Here is a 16,907-nt window from a genome sequence, read left to right as displayed (position 1 = left end):
CGCCGGATTCTGAGTGGCCCCCACCCGCTATCCCTGACTTGCGGAAGCGGTTGCCGTCGAACGGGCAGTAACCGTCGACCTCATACGGCATCAACACCGTGCCCCCGTGCTCTTGAGCCCAGTGCTCACGCGCGTCCAGAAACTCCTTGAACGCCGCTGCCCATGCATCAGCAGTCCGATATCGATACCCCGGAAACACCTGCAGGTCGGTGGCCAACGCGCCCTGGACGCGGCGCCGCCTCATCCGACAGCCCCTCGGATGCCGTACGAACCCCCGGCGGAATCGTCAGAGGGAATCGCCAGTGCGCTCAGCAGTTTCGCGAAGCACAGCCTCTGCTGCCGCAACTCCACCAACGCCGGATGCGCCCGAACTCCCTGCGGCGACGTGTTCAACACACCATCCCGATCAACGGCGGCCTGCAAAGCATCAATCGCGTCTGCCGCCCGACACGCCTCCCGCAAGATCGCAATTTCATGCTCCTCCAGGTCGAACGCGGCCACCGTCGAACGCCATAACGACCGTCCGGACCCAGTCAAACCAGCCGGCATGCGCGGCTTCGAGCGCTGCTCACGTCCCACTTCCGGCCTCCACAGGTCGATTTTTCTGGAAAGGGCCACACACACATTCGCCTATGCCGTGAGAGGCGAAGGGCGTGAGGGGTGAGGGGGTAGTCCCCCTGGGGTGCTGTGGTGCGGCGGCCGGGCGCAGGTGCTTCTGGGCATGTCCGACCGTCGTGGAAGCCCTTTGCCCTTTGAGGGAAAGGAATGAACCTCGTGGGTTTGACGCCCCGGCCGCCGCAGGTCACTTGGACAGTCCCAGGAGCCGGGACATGTAGTCGCCGAGGTTGGGAACGCCCTGCGGTTCTCTGCGTGTGGCCAGCGGAGGGACGTTGGGCATGCCGGCGGAGTGTGGCAGGTTCAGGCTGGGGGGCATGTAGTGGACGCTGTTCGCCAGCCCGTTGTTGGAGTATTTGGCGAGGGCAGCGAGGTCGTCGAGGTCGTCGCGCGTGGTCGTGTTGCGCTGCAGGTAGTCCTCTTTGATCGAGGTCCAGCCGCGCACGAGCGCCTTTTCCAGTACCGCGGTTGCCATGATCTTGTCGCCGGACCGCAGCGCGCTCTGGTAGATCTCCTCGGCGTCGTCGCCGTCTTCGAGTTCGCGTGCGCGGGATTGCGCGTCACGGAATGACACGATGCTCGCGGGGTCCGTGCTGGCGGAGGGTGAGAGGCCGAACACTCGGCGTTCGAGCTTCTCTTTCTCTGCTTTGACTGCGGTCTTCTCGCGGGTGCGGAGGGCGGCGATCTTCTCGACGGCTGCGGCGTGCAAGGGTTCGAGGCGTTCGCGTTTGCCGGTGGTGGTGAGGCTTGGGTCTGCTTCGATTTCGGAGTGTGCGCGGGAGAACTCTTCGGAGAGTTCAGCGGCTGCGGTGCGGCAGCCTTCGACTTCTGCTTGCAGTGCTTCGAGACTCATGTTGGTTCTCCTCGTTTGGTCGGGGCGGTGCTATTCGGGTCGATGAGCCAGCGGTGGCCTGAGATGACGGCGCGTAGTTGGCCGGTGCTGCACCATTTGCGGATGCATCTGTCGGTGACGCCGAGTGTTTCGGCGGCTTCGGCGCTGCTCTTCCATGTGGTCAAGTCTGCGCTATTCTGCTGTGGCACTGCAGCTTTCGTTCCGCTATCGGAACGGAGTGCGGCGAGGTGCAGTGCCGACAACGCGACGTACGCTTCTGGATCCGTGTGGCGCAGCCGGGCCCGGCGGTCGGCGGTCATCCCGGCGGCCCGTTCGAGCAAGGCGGCGATGCGGGGCGGCACGATGGACGCCAGCGCGTCACCACCGATTCGGATCCGTGCCTCCAGCGATGAAGCCGGTACCCGATCGTCGGTTACCACGGTTCATCCTCGTCGCTGAACTCATTGGAAGTTGGATTATCCTGCGCGCCTCGTAGTTCGGAGACTCTGCCGTTCCAGGACTTGGTTCGAGCTTCGGCGAGCATCACGCGGACGTCGTAGTTGGATGCACGGGTTTCGAGTTCGTCGACCAGCTGGGGAACCACGAGTGTGGCGATGGTGTCGAGCGCTGCCATGCACACGAGGAACAGCAGGCCCGGGTCGCCGTTGAGGAGGGCGAAGTATCGGTTCTTCGCATCGTCGATTGCCTCTGGGTTAGCTTCCGCATCTAGGCCGGCGTCGAGCATGTCGAAAGCCATCCGCGCGGCGAACAGTTCTTTCGCTGTGATCGACGGCAGGACAAGCGATCCGCCGGTCTGATATCCATCTTCATCGTGCGCCGGAATGGCAGTGATCAGGGAGCTCCACGGCTCTTCGATGAGCGACCAGCCACGGGCCTCCTCGGCTGCGCCGCGCGCCGCGGCGAGGCGTTTAGGCTGCTCGGCCCTGTCCCTGTTGCAGCGGTCGAGAATTTCGTGGGCCAGGCGGAGCGTCTCGTTGGACTCTGCTTCGAGGTCGTCGAGGTTCACGGGTTCGTAGTTGTCAGTTGTCATTCGAATCATCTCCTAGGGCTTGTTGGTTTCGGTAGGTGCGCAACGCATTTGACACTCGCTGCTTCTGCCACTTCAGGCGGGTACGGGCGTCCTCGACTGACTCTGCTGGCGGGTCGAGAGCAGCGATGGCGGCAACATCCTCAGGTGGCGCGTTCTCGTCGGCGTTGCGTTCGCCGGCTGAGGGCGGGAATATCGACCACTCGAGGATTCCCTCCGTGAATGCCAGCAGCTTGAAGGTCCCCGCGATGGGCTCACGGTCACCGACCGGGCAGTGGGCGCGTACTCCCCCATGCCGGTCCTTGTTGACCGCGAGAGTTGCGCTGCCTCCGTGGCCGGGAGTGAAGGGCTGCTTAACCTTCACCCGTATCGACGTTCCGCCGATTGCCCGGCGCTTGGCGGCTGATCCGCCAGGACCAGCTGCCCGAGAATCTGCGCTCTTGGCGAGATGATCGACTGCCAGGACCGCGGCTCCCGCCTTGGCAAGCGGCTTGAGCACATTGCTGTGGACCACGGTGAATTCGTCGGCGTTGTTGGAGTTCGATCCGTACAGGGGCAGAAGCTCCCCTATCGAGTCGACGAGCGCGGCGGCGGGCCTCCATGATCTGCAGTCGTCGACGACCTGGCGTAGCTCCGCGCGGTCCTCGGGTTCGCAGTATCGGAACTGGTCGGGGTTCCGGATGACTTCGAGTGGCGCCCCCAGGTCGATGAGGCGCCGCACGGTCGCGGGACCGCCGTTGTGGTCCAGATCGATGACGATGGCGCGCCGGCCTGCCTTGAGCGCCTCGACCACACACGCCAGGCATAGCCAGGTTTTGCCGGACTCCGGGTCGCCGAACACCCAGTTGACTTGGCCGGCGTAGAACACGGCGTGGCCGTCGGTTCGCTTCCCGAGCACTGGTGTCGGCGGTTCCGGCATGGTGCCGTCCAGTAGCGCGGAAACGTCGAGGTAGAGGGGCTTTTCGTCTTCGGTTCCCGGTTCCCGCATAGAGGATTGGGAACCGGGAACCGTGGGGTTTTCGACCACGGTTCCGGTTCCCGCGCGGTTCTCGGAACTGGGAACTGTTGCGGTTCCCGGTTCCCGACCCACGTTCCCGGAACCGGGAACCGCGCCGTTGTCGACGACATTCAACGTCATGAAGCCACCCGCCTCAGCCATGGCTTGGCCGTGTAGAAGGCCTCGCGTTGCAGCATGTCGCGACTAACCTTCGACCAGTCGGCCGCCACCGATAACGATCGGCTAGCTTCCGCCCGCGCCTCCTGATTCAGCTCGATGCGCAGTGCGTGGTGCTGACCGCCATCGAGGACTGCTGCCCATTTGCGGGGGTCGTCGTTGGCCAGGGAGCACCAGGCCGGTGTGCCGAGCAGTGGCCACTCTCCGGCCTGCTTGAGCACTTCTCCGATGAACTCGTGCACTGACCACCAAGAGACTTGCTGAGAGGTCATGGTGCGACCGCCGCGGCTTTCACACGAGCCAGGCAGGGCACCCGCCGCTTTCGGGGGCCGACCGTCGGCCTGGCGGCCTGAACAGTGCATCGAATACCCTCGGGAGCACCACAATTCGGACATTTCACCATGAGTGCGCCGGTAACGGTGTACGGGCTAATCTCCATCGATCCGACGGTCTCGTCGTATTGCTCTGATGACCGCGGGTCAGCTTGCACGTCGGGCCCCACTCTCAACGAGAGCGCAGCGCCAGCCGAAACCGCGGTCGATCGACGCGTCAGATCGCAGACGTCGATTGCAGCTCCGGCAACGCGTGGGTTCGGTAGTATCGATGCATTGGTGTGGTGATGTGGAGGGCGTCCCGTTGCCCGCGGGGCGCCTTCTGTTTGTTTGTGGCATTTACACCACCGCCGCCGCGTCGGCGCTCGCGGCCTCATCGCTGAGGCGCTGCAGGAACGCATCGAGGGACTCAGAGGTAACGAACCCGCGCCTGCCAATGTTCACTTTGGTCAGCTCTCCGCGCTTGAAAAGCTCGTAGATAGTGGTTGTGCCGATTCCGCCTAGGACTTCGCGGGCTTCTGCGATCGGGACCAACCGCTTCTGTGGTGTCGTCATGTTGCACTTTCCTGCCTTCGTCCGGTTCCGCTGGCTTTCCAGCGGTCATTGACAGAGTGCAGGGTTAAGTTCATAGTTATCTACTATGCAGTTAGTTTGGTTCCGAAAGTCCACGCCAGAGATGTGCGAGGCCGGCGGATACGAAGAGGGTGAGTTCCACCCGGCGGACCGCGACGAATCGCCATGTGTATACCGAGTCTCGACAGCTTTTTCGGTTGTCGACGGCAAGCGGATGCCGGCCTGGCTTGAGATTGAGGGAGCGGTTAACGACGAGAACATCGACCAACCGCTCTGGGGAGCTCGGATCGAGTTGACAGGCGGCGCCCCGAAGATCGCAAACATTGGCTTCGCTTCGCTCGACCATGGCCGAGAGGTCAAACCATCTGACTTTCAACGGCTTCGGGCAGCTGTCTATGTGTTCTACTCCGCATTCTGCGGCGAAATCGGCCCCGATGGCGAGCCGATCTATCGCACTGACCCCGCCGACGACAAGCTGATTGCGGAGTTCTTGGAAGGCCGCAGAACTGGACGTCAGCGCCTCAAGACTGACGATTACAAGCGCGCAGCACAGGTGTATCGAGACAACTTCGATGGGACACCCACGCAGGCCGTCGCTGACGCGTTCCGCGTCGGGCTCAGGCAAGGCGGCAACATCGTCGCGGAGTGTCGTCGCCGCGGTTTTCTCCCCTCCACAAAGCAGGGAAAGAAGCAGGCATGAGCAAGCGCGCCAACGGTGAAGGCAACGTGCGACAGCGGCCGAATGGCCGGTGGGAAGGCCGGATATCTTACGTCGACCCGGTGACAGAAAAGCTCAAGTCGGTGTCGGTCTATGGGGCGTCGGCCGCGGAGTGCCGCAAAGAGCTGAAGCAGGTTCGGGGCCGAATCGAGGATGGCAAGCCCGCCAAGGATGCACCCGACACCGTGGCGTCGTGGCTGGCTCAGTGGCGCGCTTCGTCATTGGCGGCGTCCGACCGCAAGGCGACGACCAAAAGCCTGTACGGCTCACTGTCGCGCAAGCACCTAGAGGTGGCGGACATCGGGGCTAAGCGGTTGGACCGATTGAAGCCGTCGGATGTTGAGGCGCTGATTGTCGAGCTACGCGGCAACGGGTTGGCCGACGCGACTGTGCGGCAGGTGTACACGGTGCTGCGCCAGGCTCTCGACGTGGCAGTGCGAGATGGACTACTGGCGAGCAATCCGGTAGCGAAAGTGAAGCGGCCGGGGGTTGCGCGCACTGAGGCGCGGTATCTGCCTGCGGCGGATGTGGTGCGGTTACTCGACGCCGCGAAGGGGTTGCGCTACCACGTGGCGATCGTCGTCATGGCGGCGACCGGCTTGCGCCGCGGTGAGGTAGCCGGCCTGCTGTGGTCTGACCTCGATCTTGATAAGGGCGAGCTGACGGTGCGCCACACACTGTCCCGTGTCGATGGCGTGCTGATGTTGACCGAACCGAAGACGGACCGTTCGCGGCGGCGGGTGCCGCTGCACGCCGGGGTCGTAACGGCAGTGAAGGCGTGGCGGACTCAGCAGCAACAGGAAAGACTTGCGGCCGGGGACCAGTGGACCGAGACCGGGGCCGTGTTCTCCACCGAGTTGGGCACGATGGTGGATCCGCGGAACCTGCTCCGTACCGTCGAGCTTGCGGCGAAGAAAGCGAAGATCGAGAGCGTCGGGGCACACACGATGCGGCACAGCGCGGCGGTCGCCTGGCTGGAAGGCGGCGTACACATCAGGGCGGTGGCAGACCTGCTCGGGCACTCGTCGATCAGCGTCACTGGCGATGTCTATGGCCATGGGTCCGATAACACGGCGCGGGCCGCGGTCGACGGCTTGGGTACGGCGCTCGGGCTGTGATTCTGGTTTGGGTACACAGTTTGGGTACATGCATGAAAAAGGCGGCTCCCGGAGTCCGGAAACCGCCTTTGACCTCTGTCGGGCTGACAGGATTTGAACCTGCGACCACTTGACCCCCAGTCAAGTGCGCTACCAAGCTGCGCCACAGCCCGCGGTGCTGCCGGGATCGCCAGCAGCGAGCGAAACTCTACCTCAGGCCCCGGGCTCCGCCCCAATCGCCCCATCGGCACCTACGCCTGCCCTCGAAACCGCCGATGAGTCAGCGCGCGACAGTTTCCGATTCGACGGGCGGGGCGACGTCCGACGCCACGGCCGGCGCACGCGACACCCGCCAGGCGTACCCCACCAGCGCCGCCCACACCGCCGCGATACCGGCGTAGATCACCGTCGACACCGGTGCGTGCACCCCGAAGTACATGAGCAGCTTCTGACTGTTGGTGAGCACGATCACGCCACCGACTCCCGTACCGAGCAGCGCGGGACTGACCCGGCTGACCAGCCAGGCGGCCAGGGGTGCCGCGATGACGCCGCCGACCATGAGGCCGACCACGACGGGCCAGTGATCCAGGAAGTCCTGCCGCAGACCGACCAGGAATCCCAGCGATGCCGACACCGACACCAGGAACTCCGAGGCACTCACCGACCCGATCACGGTGCGCGGCGCGGTCTTGCCCTGGGACAGCAGCGTGCTGGTGGTCACCGGCCCCCAGCCGCCACCACCGGAGGCATCGATGAAACCACCGAACAAGCCCAGCGGAGCGAGGAACTTTGCACTGTGACTGGTCCCCCGCACCCCGAAGTTCAGCGGTGTCCGCATCGAGAAACGAAGGAGCACATACACACCGATACCCAGCAGAATGGCCGCCATCAGCGGGGCCGCGTGCTCGGTGGACAGCGAGGACAACACCGTCGCACCCAGGAACGCACCGGCGGCGCCGGGGACTCCGAGCTTGGCCACCAGCGCCCAGTCGATGTTCTTGAACTTCCAGTGCGACATCCCTGAGGCAAAGGTGGTGCCGACCTCGGCGAGGTGCACCGCCGCACTGGCCTGCGCCGCCCCGACTCCCGACAGCACCAGCAACGTGGACGCGGTGACACCGAAGGCCATGCCGAGGGCGCCGTCGACGAGCTGCGCGCCGACACCGACGAGCGTGAAGATGAGAAGCGAACGCATGGCTGCTTTCAGGGGGTTCGGTCACCAGCGGCGACCGGATGGACGGGTGGGGGCGTCAGGGACGCCGACAACACCACTCGTCGAAAGCCATCAGGCGACGCGACGGCCAGAAGGGTTCCAGCGCGGACAACGCGGACGGCGAGGCCGCAAGAGCGCGCTCAGCCATCGGTGTCCTCCTAGAACAAGCCGTCGACAGACTACAGGGACAACAACCGGTAGAGCCCAATCAATCCCACTGCCACGATGACCACCCGCAGCGCATTCGGCGACAGCCGCCGGCCGTAATGGGCGCCAAGGAAGCCACCGATCAGCGATCCGACCGCGATCAGTCCGGCGGCCGCCCAGCTGATCCGGTCGAACGCCACCGCCGTGTATGCCACCGCCGCGACGATATTGACCAACAGCGACAGCAGATTCTTGGCGGCGTTCATCCGCTGCATCGACTCCGGCAGCAGCGCCCCCATCGCGCCGATCAGCAGGATGCCCTGTGCGGCGGTGAAGTAACCGCCGTAGATCCCGACCGCGAACGTCGCCAGCACCAGCGCGGTCATCCTGCGCGGCGAGATCTGCTCGGCCGACTGCCCGGACTCTTCGGCGCGTCGCTTCGCCCAGCCTTGGATCCGCGGCCCCACCACCACCAGGATCAGCGCGCCGATCAGCAACACCGGAACAACCTGGGTGAACACCTTCTCCGGCAGGTGCAGCAGCAGCCATGACCCCAAGCCGGCACCCGCCAACGAGGCCGGGATCTGCCACTTGAGCCGGTTCCACTGCCCGCGCAGTTCGCGTCGATAACCCCACGTGCCCGACACCCCCCCGGCCACCAGGCCCACGGCGTTGGACATCGTCGAAGTCACCGGCGGATACCCGAGAGCGACCAGGGTCGGGAAGGTGATCAGAGTTCCCGATCCCACCACCGCATTGATCGCACCGGCGCCGACACCGGCCAGGGCGATGAGCACCATGTGCGTAACAGACACTCACCGAACCCTACTCAGGCCGCTACCGGCGTTTGGGGGCCCCGCGCTTCTCCCGCACCCGCACGTTGATCCGCACCGGGCTGCCCTCGAATCCGAACGTCTCCCGCAGCCGGCGCTCAAGGAAGCGCCGGTAACCGGCCTCCAGGAAGCCGGTGGTGAACAGCACGAAGGTCGGGGGCCGCGTGGTCGCCTGGGTGGCGAACAGGATCCGCGGCTGCTTACCGCTGCGCACCGGCGGTGGGTGCGCCGCGACGACCTCCTTGATGAAGCTGTTCAGTCGCCCGGTCGCGATGCGGCTGTCCCACGAGGCCAGCGACTTCTCCAGCGCCGGAACGAGTTTCTGCACCGCACGACCGGTCAGCGCCGAGATGTTCACCCGGGGCGCCCACTGCACCTGCACCAGCTCGCGGTCGATCTCGCGGTCCAACATGTAGCGCCGGTCCTCGTCGACCAGATCCCACTTGTTGAACACCAGCACCAACGCCCGGCCCGCCTCGATCACCATCGACAGCACCCGCAGGTCCTGTTCGGTGAGCGACTGCGACCCGTCGATCAGCACGATGACGACCTCGGCCGCGTCGATCGCGCTGTGGGTGCGCACCGAGGCATAGAACTCGTGTCCGCTGGCCTGACCGACCTTGCGCCGAAGACCGGCGGTGTCGACGAAACGCCAAGGCTTACCGTCCAATTCGATCAACGAGTCGACCGGGTCGACGGTGGTACCCGCCTCGTCGTGCACCACCGAGCGTTCGTCGCCGGCCAGCCGGTTCAGCAACGAACTCTTGCCCACGTTGGGCTTACCCACCAGGGCCACCCGGCGCGGTCCGCCGGGCCCGCCGCGCACTTCGGACACCTCCGGCAGGTCGCTGGTCACCAGGTCCAGCAAGTCGGCCACACCACGCCCGTGCATGGCGCTGACCGGATGCGGTTCACCGAGGCCCAGCGACCACAGCGCGGCGGCCTCGGCCTCGGTGCGGTCGTTGTCCACCTTGTTGGCCGCCAGGTACACCGGCTTACCCGAGCGCTGCAGCCGTTTGGCCGCCGCCTCGTCGGCCGATGTCGCCCCGACCACGGCGTCGACCACCATGATGATCGCGTCGGCGGTCTGCATGGCCACCGACGCCTGCTCGGCCACCTTCTGCTGCAGGCCCTTGGCGTCGGGCTCCCAGCCGCCGGTGTCCTGCACAACGAAGCGCCGGCCCAACCAGCTGGCGTCATAGGACACCCGATCACGGGTGACGCCCGGGATGTCCTGCACCACGGCCTCGCGCCGGCCCAGGATCCGGTTCACCAGCGTCGATTTGCCGACGTTGGGCCTCCCGACGACGGCGATCACCGGCGGCGGCGCGTGGCCTTCGTCCTCGCCCTCGATGTCGTCGCCGTCATCGACGAGGCCGACCTCCCAGTCGGTTTCGTCGGACCAGGTGCCGTCGGCGGGGGAACCGGGATCTGTGTCGGTCATGGGCAGGCTCCGGCCCGCTGTACCACCAGGTCCTGCAGGTGGGTGATGACCTCGGACTCGGTCATCGCGCTGGTGTCCACGATCAGGGCATCGTCTGCCGCGCGCAGCGGCGACACCGCCCTGGTGGAGTCCAGGTGGTCGCGCCGCACCACATCGGCCAGCACGGAGTCGTAGTCGTCGGGCAGCCCGTTGGCGACGTTCTGCGCATTGCGCCGGCGGGCCCGCTCCTCGGCCGAGGCGGTCAGGAAGATCTTCACATCGGCGTCGGGCAACACCACCGTGCCGATATCGCGACCCTCGACCACCACCGCACCGTCGCCGGCGGCCAGCTCGCGCTGCAGGTGCACCAACCGGGTCCGCACCGCGGGAATCGCCGAGACAGCCGAGACGGCCGCGGTCACCTCGTCACCACGGATCTCCAGCGAAACGTCTTCGCCGGCAAGGTATGCCGTGTCGTAGTCGGGGTCATAGCCGACAGCCACCTCGACACCCTCGGCCACCTCGACAACGCCGTCGGTGTCGGCCGGATCGACGCCGGCCCGCAGCACCGCCAGCGTGACAATCCGGTACATGGCACCGGTATTGAGATACCTGGCACCCAGGGCGTGTGCCAAACCCCTTGAAACCGAAGACTTTCCAGTCCCCGCGGGCCCGTCCAGGGCCACCGTCAACGCACTCACATCCCCACCGCCTTGTACAACTCGCCGATCTCCTTGCGGTTCAGCACCCGGATACTGCCCGGACGCATCTCACCCAGATTCACCGAACCGATATCGGTGCGCACCAATGCCTGGACCGGGAAGCCCACCGCCGCCAACAGCCGGCGCACGATCCGCTTGCGGCCTTCATGCAGGGTGACCCGCACCAGTGTCTTGCCCGGCAGTGTGTCGACCAGGGCGAAGTCGTCGACGCTGGCCGGGCCGTCGTCGAGCTCCACTCCTTCTTTGAGCTTCTTGCCCAGCCCGCGCGGCACGTTGCCGAGCACGGTGGCGACATACGTTTTGGGCACCTCGTAGGACGGGTGCATCAGCCGGTGGGCGAGCTCACCGTCGTTGGTGAGGATCAGCAGGCCTTCGGTGTCGGCATCGAGGCGGCCGACGTGGAACAGGTGTTTGTTGCCGCGCACCCGGTGCTCCACCAGATCGCCGACACACGGCCGGCCCCGGTCGTCGGACATCGTCGAATGCATCCCGCGCTCTTTGTTGATCGCCAGGTACATCAGGTCGTCGTTCAATTGGACCCGCGTGCCGTCCACCCGAATGTCGGCGTTCTCCGGATCCACCCGGGTGCCCAGTTCGGTGACGATCCGGCCGTCCACCTCCACTCGGCCGTCGGTGATCATCCGTTCGGCCACGCGGCGCGAGGCGATCCCGGCCTGCGACAGCACCTTCTGCAGTCGCACGCCTTCTGGCTCGGTCATGTCAGTCCTTGTCCACATCGATGGCCGGCGGCGCCGACGGCGCCGATCCGGCCGCATTCAGCTTGGCGAATCTCGGCTCATCGCCCAGGTTTTCGCTCAGATCGTCGATCACGTCGATATCGGGCAACAGCGGCGCGATATCGGGGAGATCGGTCAGCGAGGACAGCCCGAGCCGTTCCAGGAACAGCTCGGTGGTGGCGAAAGTGACTGCCCCACTATCGGCATCGGTGCCGGCTTCGATGATCAGGCCACGCGCCAGCAGGGTGCGCATCACCGCGTCGACGTTCACCCCGCGTACCGCACTGACCCGGGCACGGGTCACGGGCTGCCGGTAGGCCACCACCGCCAGCGTCTCCAGTGCCGCACGGGTCAGCTTGGACCGGGCACCGTCGAGCAGCAGCCGCTCCACGTACGGCGCGTATCGGGCGCGGGTGTACATCCGCCATCCCCCGCCCGTTTCGCGCAGGTCGATCCCGCTGTCGCGGGCGGCCAGGTCGGCGGACAGTTGGCGCAGCGTGGCCTCCACCCGCTCCGCGGACTCCTGCACCGCCGAGGCCAGCGTGTCCACCGGCGCCGGGGTGTCCACGACCAGCAGCAGCGCCTCCAGCACCGAGAGCAGTTCGGTGTCGTCGAGGTGCGACTCCTGCTCCTGATCATGGTCGCTGCCGGGTGTCAGTTCGCCGTCCGGTTCGGACGGTTCGGCGACCTCGGTGCCCAGATCGACACGTGTTTGCGTGTCGGTCATGTCGTCGGTCATCAGTCTTCTTCCACTGCGGTGGCGAGGTGTTCGTTGGTAGGCCGATCTCCGGTCCACGAAACCTGGAGCACACCAAGCGGTTCTGGTTGCTCGAATGTTACCGCCCTGGCCCGGTACAGCTCCAATAACGCCAGGAAGCTGCCCACGATCTGCATCGCGTCGCAGCCCGAGACCAGCTCGCCGAACGACGACCACCCGCCGATCCCGCGCGCCTCCAGCAGCCCCATCAGCCGCATCGCCTGTTCGGGCACCGACACCGACTGCACGTGCAAATGGTCCAGCCGCACCGTCGGTACCGGGCGCGGGGTGAACGCCGACGCCGCGATCTCGGCGAACTGCATCGCGTCCACACCCAGCGTGACCTCGGGTAACAGCTCTTCGAAGCCCGGCTCAAGGCCCACCGACCGCGGATAGCTGCGCAGCGCAGCTGCCTCCAGTTCGGCGAACATCTCGGCGACATGCTTGAAGGCCCGGTACTGCAGCAGCCGCGCGAACAGCAGATCGCGCACCTCCAGCAGCGCCAGATCCTCCTCGTCCTGGACCTCACCGGCAGGCAGCAGCCGGGCCGCTTTCAAGTCCAGCAGTGTGGCGGCAATCACCAGGAACGCGGTCGTCTCGTCGAGTTCCAGCTGGCGGCCGATGACCTTGGTATAGGCGATGAAGTCGTCGGTCACCTGGTGCAGTGCGACCTCGGTCACATCCAACCGGTGACCGAAGATCAGCTGCAGCAACAGGTCGAACGGACCCTCGAAATTGCTGAGCCGGACGCGGAAACCCGTTTGCTCGGTGGCCGGCTCGGGTTCGCCGGTCACGCGCCGAACCGGTGGATGACCTCGCGAGCCAACGACCGATATGCCTGGGCGCCACTGGATTTCGGTGCCCAGGTGGTGATGGGCTCGCCGGCGACGCTGGTCTCAGGGAACCGCACGGTACGGGCGATCGCGGTGTCGAAAACCAGATCCCCGAAGCGTTCCACCACCCGCGCCATCACCTCCCGCGCATTCACCGTGCGCGGGTCGTAACGGGTGACCAGGATGCCGCTGATCTCCAACTTGGGGTTGAGCCGGTCGCGGACCTTGTCGACGGTGTCGGTGAGCAGGGCCAGCCCGCGCAGCGAGAAGAACTCGCATTCGGTGGGGATGATCACCCCGTCCGAGCAGGCCAGGCCGTTGACGGTGAGCAAGCCGAGCGAGGGCTGGCAGTCGATCAGCACGTAGTCGTAGCGGTCCAGTACCGGGTACAGCGCGCGGGCCAGTGACTGTTCCCGGCCCACCTCGTTGACCAGCTGGATCTCGGCCGCGGACAGGTCGATATTGCTGGGCACCAGGTCCAGGCCGCTGACCCGGGTCTTGATGAGCACCTGGTCGATGGACACCCGCGGTTCGATCAGCAGGTTGTGCACCGTGTGTTCCAGCTCGTAGTGCGGCACCCCCAGGCCGGCCGACAGGGCACCCTGGGGATCGAGGTCTACCAGCAGCACCCGCCGGCCGTATTCGGCCAGGCTGGCGCCCAGATTGATGGTCGACGTGGTCTTGCCGACGCCGCCCTTCTGGTTGCACATCGCGATCACCTTGGCCGGGCCATGGGTGCTGCGCGGGGCCGGCTCGGGAATGTCGCGGGGTGGGCGTCCGGTGAGGCCCACTTCTGGCAGGGGGTCGATACCGAGATGAAGTCCGCCGTCGTCGCTCATGCTGCGTCCTCGCAGGTCCGGTATCCCTCGTCCATGGCGAACATCGCAGCAGAGTCTAGCTGTGCGGACGGCCCCGGAACGGCAGACCCGCTGGGTAGGGTCACGATATGGGTCTCACACGGCGTGTCCCGTTTCTGCGCTGGTCCTTCCTCCGGCTGGCCTGGGGCTCCCGCAACATCAGCAGGACCGGTCAGATCGGCGATGGTCGCGAGGCCGCGGCCGCCGACTACGTGCTGCGCGAAGCCCGCCGTGGCGATATCGACGACGTGCTCGCCACCATCGACCGGTTTGCCTACGAGCAGTCTTTCCTCATCAATGTCGGCGACGAGAAGGGCGCGCTGCTCGACGCGGCCGTGCAGCGGGCAAACCCTGCCGCGGCACTCGAGCTGGGCACCTATTGCGGGTACAGCGCGCTGCGTATCGCCCGCGCCGCCCCCGCGACCCGGGTGTTCTCGGTCGAGCTGTCGGCGGACAACGCCGAGATCGCCCGCCGGATCTGGGCGCACGCCGGTGTCGCCGACCGCGTGACGTGCGTGGTCGGCACCCTCGGGGACGGCGGCACCACCCTGGACACCCTCGGCTTCGCCCCCGGTTCCCTCGACTTCGTCTTTATCGACCACGCCAAGAGTGCCTATCTGCCCGACCTGCAGAGCATCCTGGATCGCGGCTGGCTGCATTCCGGGTCGATCGTGGTGGCCGACAACGTCAAGCTGCCCGGCGCCCCGAAGTACCGCGCGTACATGAAGCAACATCAGGGTTCGTTGTGGCAGACCGTCGAGCACCCCACGCACGCCGAATACCAGACGCTGCTGCCGGATCTGGTGCTCGAATCGCAGTACCTGGGCGCACACTGACCCGCGGTCGCTTCTCCTCAGCGCTACGCGCCGGCGACCTGGCCGGTGCCCCACAGGTAGCCGCGCCCCCACACCGTCTGCACCCGATGGTGATCGCCGAGTTTGGTGCGCAACCTCTTGATGTGCACCGTGACCGTGGACAGATCACCGAAGTCCCACTGCCACACCAGTTTCAGCAGTTGTTCGCGGCTGTACACGGTGTCGGGGTGCGACATCAGGAACGCCAGCAGGTCGAATTCCCGCGCCGTCAGGCTGACCGGTCTCCCCGCGACGAGCACCGCGCGGGCGGCCGTGTTCACCACGATGTCGCCCGTGACCAGTTCCGCCGGCCCGGCGACGGCGGGAGGTGGTACGCGCCGAAGTACCGATTGCACGCGTAATGCGAGTTCTCGGGGGCTGAACGGTTTGGTGAGGTAGTCGTCGGCGCCCGCCTCCAGCCCGGCGATCCGGTCGTCCTCTTCGCCGAGCGCGGTCAGCAGGATGACCGGAAGCCCCACCTGGCTGTCCTTGCGCAGACTGCGGCACAGGGTCAACCCATCCGGCCCCGGCATCATCAGATCCAGGACGGCCAGGTCGACCCGCGTCGTCTCCAGGATCTGTAGCGCCTCGGCACCGTCGCGCGCCACCGATACCTGGTGCCCGTCCCGTTCCAGGTAGCGCCGCACCACGTCGCGCACGACGGGGTCGTCGTCGGCGATCAGCACCCTCGTCATCGTCACCACATTAACGCGGCCGGGGCACCGACCGTTCACGGCAGTGCGGATTTCTCGTTCGCCTGTGAAAGGAGTTGCCGGATAAGTCTTTCGGTGACGTCATACTCGCCTTCGCCGAACTTGACGTGCCGCACGATACCGTCGGCATCGATGAGATACTGCGCCGGCCAATACTGGTTGTGGTAATTGGTCCACGTGACGTAATCATTGTCCAAGGCGACCGGATAGCCGATCTTCAACCCGGCCGCGGCGGCGGCCACGTTGTCCTTGTCGTGTTCGAAGACGTACTCGGGAGTCTGCACACCGATGATCTCGAATCCTTGTCCGTGGTAGGCGTTGTACCACCCGACGAGGTGCGGAATGCTGCGCTGGCAGTTGATGCACGAGTACGCCCAGAAATCGACGAGCACCACCTTGCCACGCAACGATCCCAGGTCGACCGCTGCGCCGCCCGGGGTGTTCAGCCACGCCGTGATACCGCCGATATCCGGTGCAGGACCACAGTTTTGGAGTTCTGTCGCACCGTCTGTGCAATCAGCCAGGGCGTTGCCGACGTCGGTTCCCGGGCGCAATGTGCTCTGCAGTGGCGCGGTGTAGTCCGGAATGGCCCGCTGGACCACGGCCGGCAGGTCGAACACCAGCGCCACCGCCAACAGGATCGTCACCACACCCGAAACCAGCCGAATCGCACGCTGACGGCGCCGGAACGCCTGCACCCGTTCGGTGATGCGCCGACCGGCGAGGGCGAACACCAGCAGTGGTATCGCCGCGCCGGCGGCGAATGACAGTGTCAGAGCGAGCGTCGACCAGCCGATCTGGCCGGTCGCCCCGGCCAGCACGATCGCACCGAGTACCGGTCCCGCGCAGGGCACATACAGCACGCCCAATGCCAGGCCCAGTCCGAATCCGCTGCTGCCGAAGTGGAACTGCTTCTGCGGCAACTTGCTGAACGGCTTCTCCAGCAGGGCCTCCACCCTGGGGAAGATCAGTCCCAGACCGATGGCGAGCAGCGCGGCCAGTCCCATCCAGCGGATGGCATTCGGCGGTAGGTGCAGAAGTGACAACAACGCCGAGCCGGCCAGAGTCACCGCACTGAAGCTGACCACCAAACCCGCGATCACCCGATACGGCCGCAACGACTCGGTGCGGGCCGGCGCGACGAGGGTCGTCCCCGCCGCCGCGTCGGCGGCGCCGGCGCTTTGTGCACCCGACAGCAGGATCACCGGCAACACCGGCAGTACGCACGGCGAGATGCCGGTGATCAGTCCACCGACCAGCCCGATACCGATGAGGGTCAACATGATTCGCTCCTTGTCAGCTCGGCTCGAACCAGGCTATCCGCTGACGGGCGGACAAATTCTTACCAAAGAATGTCATTGGGCTTCAGCGTGTTTCGGCACGTGAAAGTGATTACCGAACTATGACGTCCGGGCCGTCCGACGTTGAT

Annotated in this window: 21 protein-coding genes, 1 tRNA gene and 1 pseudogene; 3 read left to right on the top strand and 20 right to left on the bottom strand. The window is 65.8% G+C overall.

Annotation, left to right across the window (positions count from 1 at the left end; genetic code table 11):
- Nucleotides 1-240: 240 nt before the first annotated feature.
- The 9 genes from ACXPWS_RS13565 to ACXPWS_RS13525 all read right to left on the bottom strand — a co-directional run bounded on the left by ACXPWS_RS13565 (nt 241) and on the right by ACXPWS_RS13525 (nt 4,556).
- Nucleotides 241-501 carry a terminase gene (locus ACXPWS_RS13565; protein ID WP_458712911.1) on the bottom strand — a complete coding sequence of 87 codons (261 nt, stop codon included), beginning with the start codon at nt 499-501 and terminating at the stop codon, nt 241-243.
- Nucleotides 502-802: 301 nt separating this feature from the next.
- Nucleotides 803-1,468 carry a hypothetical protein gene (locus ACXPWS_RS13560; protein ID WP_458712910.1) on the bottom strand — a complete coding sequence of 222 codons (666 nt, stop codon included), beginning with the start codon at nt 1,466-1,468 and terminating at the stop codon, nt 803-805.
- Nucleotides 1,465-1,887 (bottom strand): helix-turn-helix domain-containing protein, encoded by a 423-nt coding sequence (locus ACXPWS_RS13555; protein WP_458712909.1) that lies wholly within the window; start codon nt 1,885-1,887, stop codon nt 1,465-1,467. Before ACXPWS_RS13555 ends, ACXPWS_RS13560 begins: the two co-directional genes overlap by 4 nt.
- Nucleotides 1,881-2,498, bottom strand: coding sequence for a hypothetical protein (locus ACXPWS_RS13550; RefSeq protein ID WP_458712908.1), 618 nt, complete (start codon nt 2,496-2,498; stop codon nt 1,881-1,883). The genes ACXPWS_RS13555 and ACXPWS_RS13550 overlap by 7 nt, the downstream gene beginning before the upstream one ends.
- Nucleotides 2,488-3,633, bottom strand: coding sequence for an AAA family ATPase (locus ACXPWS_RS13545; RefSeq protein ID WP_458712907.1), 1,146 nt, complete (start codon nt 3,631-3,633; stop codon nt 2,488-2,490). Before ACXPWS_RS13545 ends, ACXPWS_RS13550 begins: the two co-directional genes overlap by 11 nt.
- A complete protein-coding gene (locus ACXPWS_RS13540) occupies nt 3,630-3,911 on the bottom strand; it encodes a DUF2742 domain-containing protein (protein WP_458712906.1) in 282 nt (93 codons plus the stop codon). Before ACXPWS_RS13540 ends, ACXPWS_RS13545 begins: the two co-directional genes overlap by 4 nt.
- A gap of 26 nt (nt 3,912-3,937) precedes the next feature.
- Complete coding sequence (locus tag ACXPWS_RS13535; protein WP_458713532.1) at nt 3,938-4,072, bottom strand: hypothetical protein; 135 nt, start codon at nt 4,070-4,072, stop codon at nt 3,938-3,940.
- Nucleotides 4,073-4,148: 76 nt separating this feature from the next.
- The gene (locus tag ACXPWS_RS13530) at nt 4,149-4,340 is read right to left on the bottom strand and encodes a DUF6011 domain-containing protein (protein WP_458712905.1); all 192 of its coding nucleotides are present in this window, start codon (nt 4,338-4,340) and stop codon (nt 4,149-4,151) included.
- Complete coding sequence (locus tag ACXPWS_RS13525; protein WP_458712904.1) at nt 4,341-4,556, bottom strand: helix-turn-helix transcriptional regulator; 216 nt, start codon at nt 4,554-4,556, stop codon at nt 4,341-4,343. It abuts the gene before it with no gap.
- Nucleotides 4,557-4,641: 85 nt separating this feature from the next.
- On the opposite strand from ACXPWS_RS13525, the gene ACXPWS_RS13520 reads away from it, so the two are divergent.
- A complete protein-coding gene (locus tag ACXPWS_RS13520) occupies nt 4,642-5,274 on the top strand; it encodes a hypothetical protein (RefSeq protein WP_458712903.1) in 633 nt (210 codons plus the stop codon).
- Nucleotides 5,271-6,410: a tyrosine-type recombinase/integrase gene (locus tag ACXPWS_RS13515; protein ID WP_458712902.1), complete on the top strand. Its 1,140-nt coding sequence runs from the start codon at nt 5,271-5,273 to the stop codon at nt 6,408-6,410. The genes ACXPWS_RS13520 and ACXPWS_RS13515 overlap by 4 nt, the downstream gene beginning before the upstream one ends.
- A gap of 78 nt (nt 6,411-6,488) precedes the next feature.
- Here ACXPWS_RS13515 and ACXPWS_RS13510 read toward each other — a convergent pair.
- The 9 genes from ACXPWS_RS13510 to ACXPWS_RS13470 all read right to left on the bottom strand — a co-directional run bounded on the left by ACXPWS_RS13510 (nt 6,489) and on the right by ACXPWS_RS13470 (nt 13,893).
- A tRNA-Pro gene (locus ACXPWS_RS13510) sits at nt 6,489-6,562 on the bottom strand.
- Between the two features lie 107 nt (nt 6,563-6,669).
- Nucleotides 6,670-7,584: a sulfite exporter TauE/SafE family protein gene (locus ACXPWS_RS13505; protein ID WP_458712901.1), complete on the bottom strand. Its 915-nt coding sequence runs from the start codon at nt 7,582-7,584 to the stop codon at nt 6,670-6,672.
- Between the two features lie 197 nt (nt 7,585-7,781).
- A complete protein-coding gene (locus ACXPWS_RS13500; protein WP_458713531.1) occupies nt 7,782-8,549 on the bottom strand; it encodes a sulfite exporter TauE/SafE family protein in 768 nt (255 codons plus the stop codon).
- A gap of 37 nt (nt 8,550-8,586) precedes the next feature.
- A complete protein-coding gene (gene der, locus ACXPWS_RS13495) occupies nt 8,587-10,026 on the bottom strand; it encodes a ribosome biogenesis GTPase Der (RefSeq protein WP_458712900.1) in 1,440 nt (479 codons plus the stop codon).
- Nucleotides 10,023-10,706: a (d)CMP kinase gene (cmk, locus tag ACXPWS_RS13490; RefSeq protein WP_458712899.1), complete on the bottom strand. Its 684-nt coding sequence runs from the start codon at nt 10,704-10,706 to the stop codon at nt 10,023-10,025. The genes der and cmk overlap by 4 nt, the downstream gene beginning before the upstream one ends.
- Complete coding sequence (locus ACXPWS_RS13485; RefSeq protein ID WP_458712898.1) at nt 10,703-11,446, bottom strand: pseudouridine synthase; 744 nt, start codon at nt 11,444-11,446, stop codon at nt 10,703-10,705. Before ACXPWS_RS13485 ends, cmk begins: the two co-directional genes overlap by 4 nt.
- 1 nt (nt 11,447) lies before the next feature.
- Nucleotides 11,448-12,203, bottom strand: a complete 756-nt coding sequence (gene scpB / locus ACXPWS_RS13480) for an SMC-Scp complex subunit ScpB (RefSeq protein ID WP_458712897.1) — start codon at nt 12,201-12,203, stop codon at nt 11,448-11,450.
- The gene (locus ACXPWS_RS13475) at nt 12,203-13,015 is read right to left on the bottom strand and encodes a segregation/condensation protein A (RefSeq protein ID WP_458712896.1); all 813 of its coding nucleotides are present in this window, start codon (nt 13,013-13,015) and stop codon (nt 12,203-12,205) included. The genes scpB and ACXPWS_RS13475 overlap by 1 nt, the downstream gene beginning before the upstream one ends.
- Nucleotides 13,012-13,893: a ParA family protein gene (locus tag ACXPWS_RS13470; RefSeq protein ID WP_458712895.1), complete on the bottom strand. Its 882-nt coding sequence runs from the start codon at nt 13,891-13,893 to the stop codon at nt 13,012-13,014. The genes ACXPWS_RS13475 and ACXPWS_RS13470 overlap by 4 nt, the downstream gene beginning before the upstream one ends.
- A gap of 107 nt (nt 13,894-14,000) precedes the next feature.
- On the opposite strand from ACXPWS_RS13470, the gene ACXPWS_RS13465 reads away from it, so the two are divergent.
- On the top strand, nt 14,001-14,747 hold the full coding sequence (locus tag ACXPWS_RS13465) for an O-methyltransferase (RefSeq protein WP_458712894.1): 747 nt from the start codon (nt 14,001-14,003) through the stop codon (nt 14,745-14,747).
- Nucleotides 14,748-14,770: 23 nt separating this feature from the next.
- Here the strand turns inward: ACXPWS_RS13465 and ACXPWS_RS13460 are convergent, their stop codons facing one another.
- The gene (locus tag ACXPWS_RS13460; RefSeq protein WP_458712893.1) at nt 14,771-15,460 is read right to left on the bottom strand and encodes a response regulator transcription factor; all 690 of its coding nucleotides are present in this window, start codon (nt 15,458-15,460) and stop codon (nt 14,771-14,773) included.
- 38 nt (nt 15,461-15,498) lie between these two features.
- Nucleotides 15,499-16,761 (bottom strand): annotated as a pseudogene (locus tag ACXPWS_RS13455) (cytochrome c biogenesis protein/redoxin); the annotation flags it as partial.
- Nucleotides 16,762-16,907 lie beyond the last annotated feature (146 nt).

The sequence above is a fragment of the Mycobacterium sp. BMJ-28 genome (genome assembly GCF_054404835.1).
Note: the sequence above shows the minus strand (reverse complement) of the source record. Positions and strands in the feature narration are given on the sequence as shown.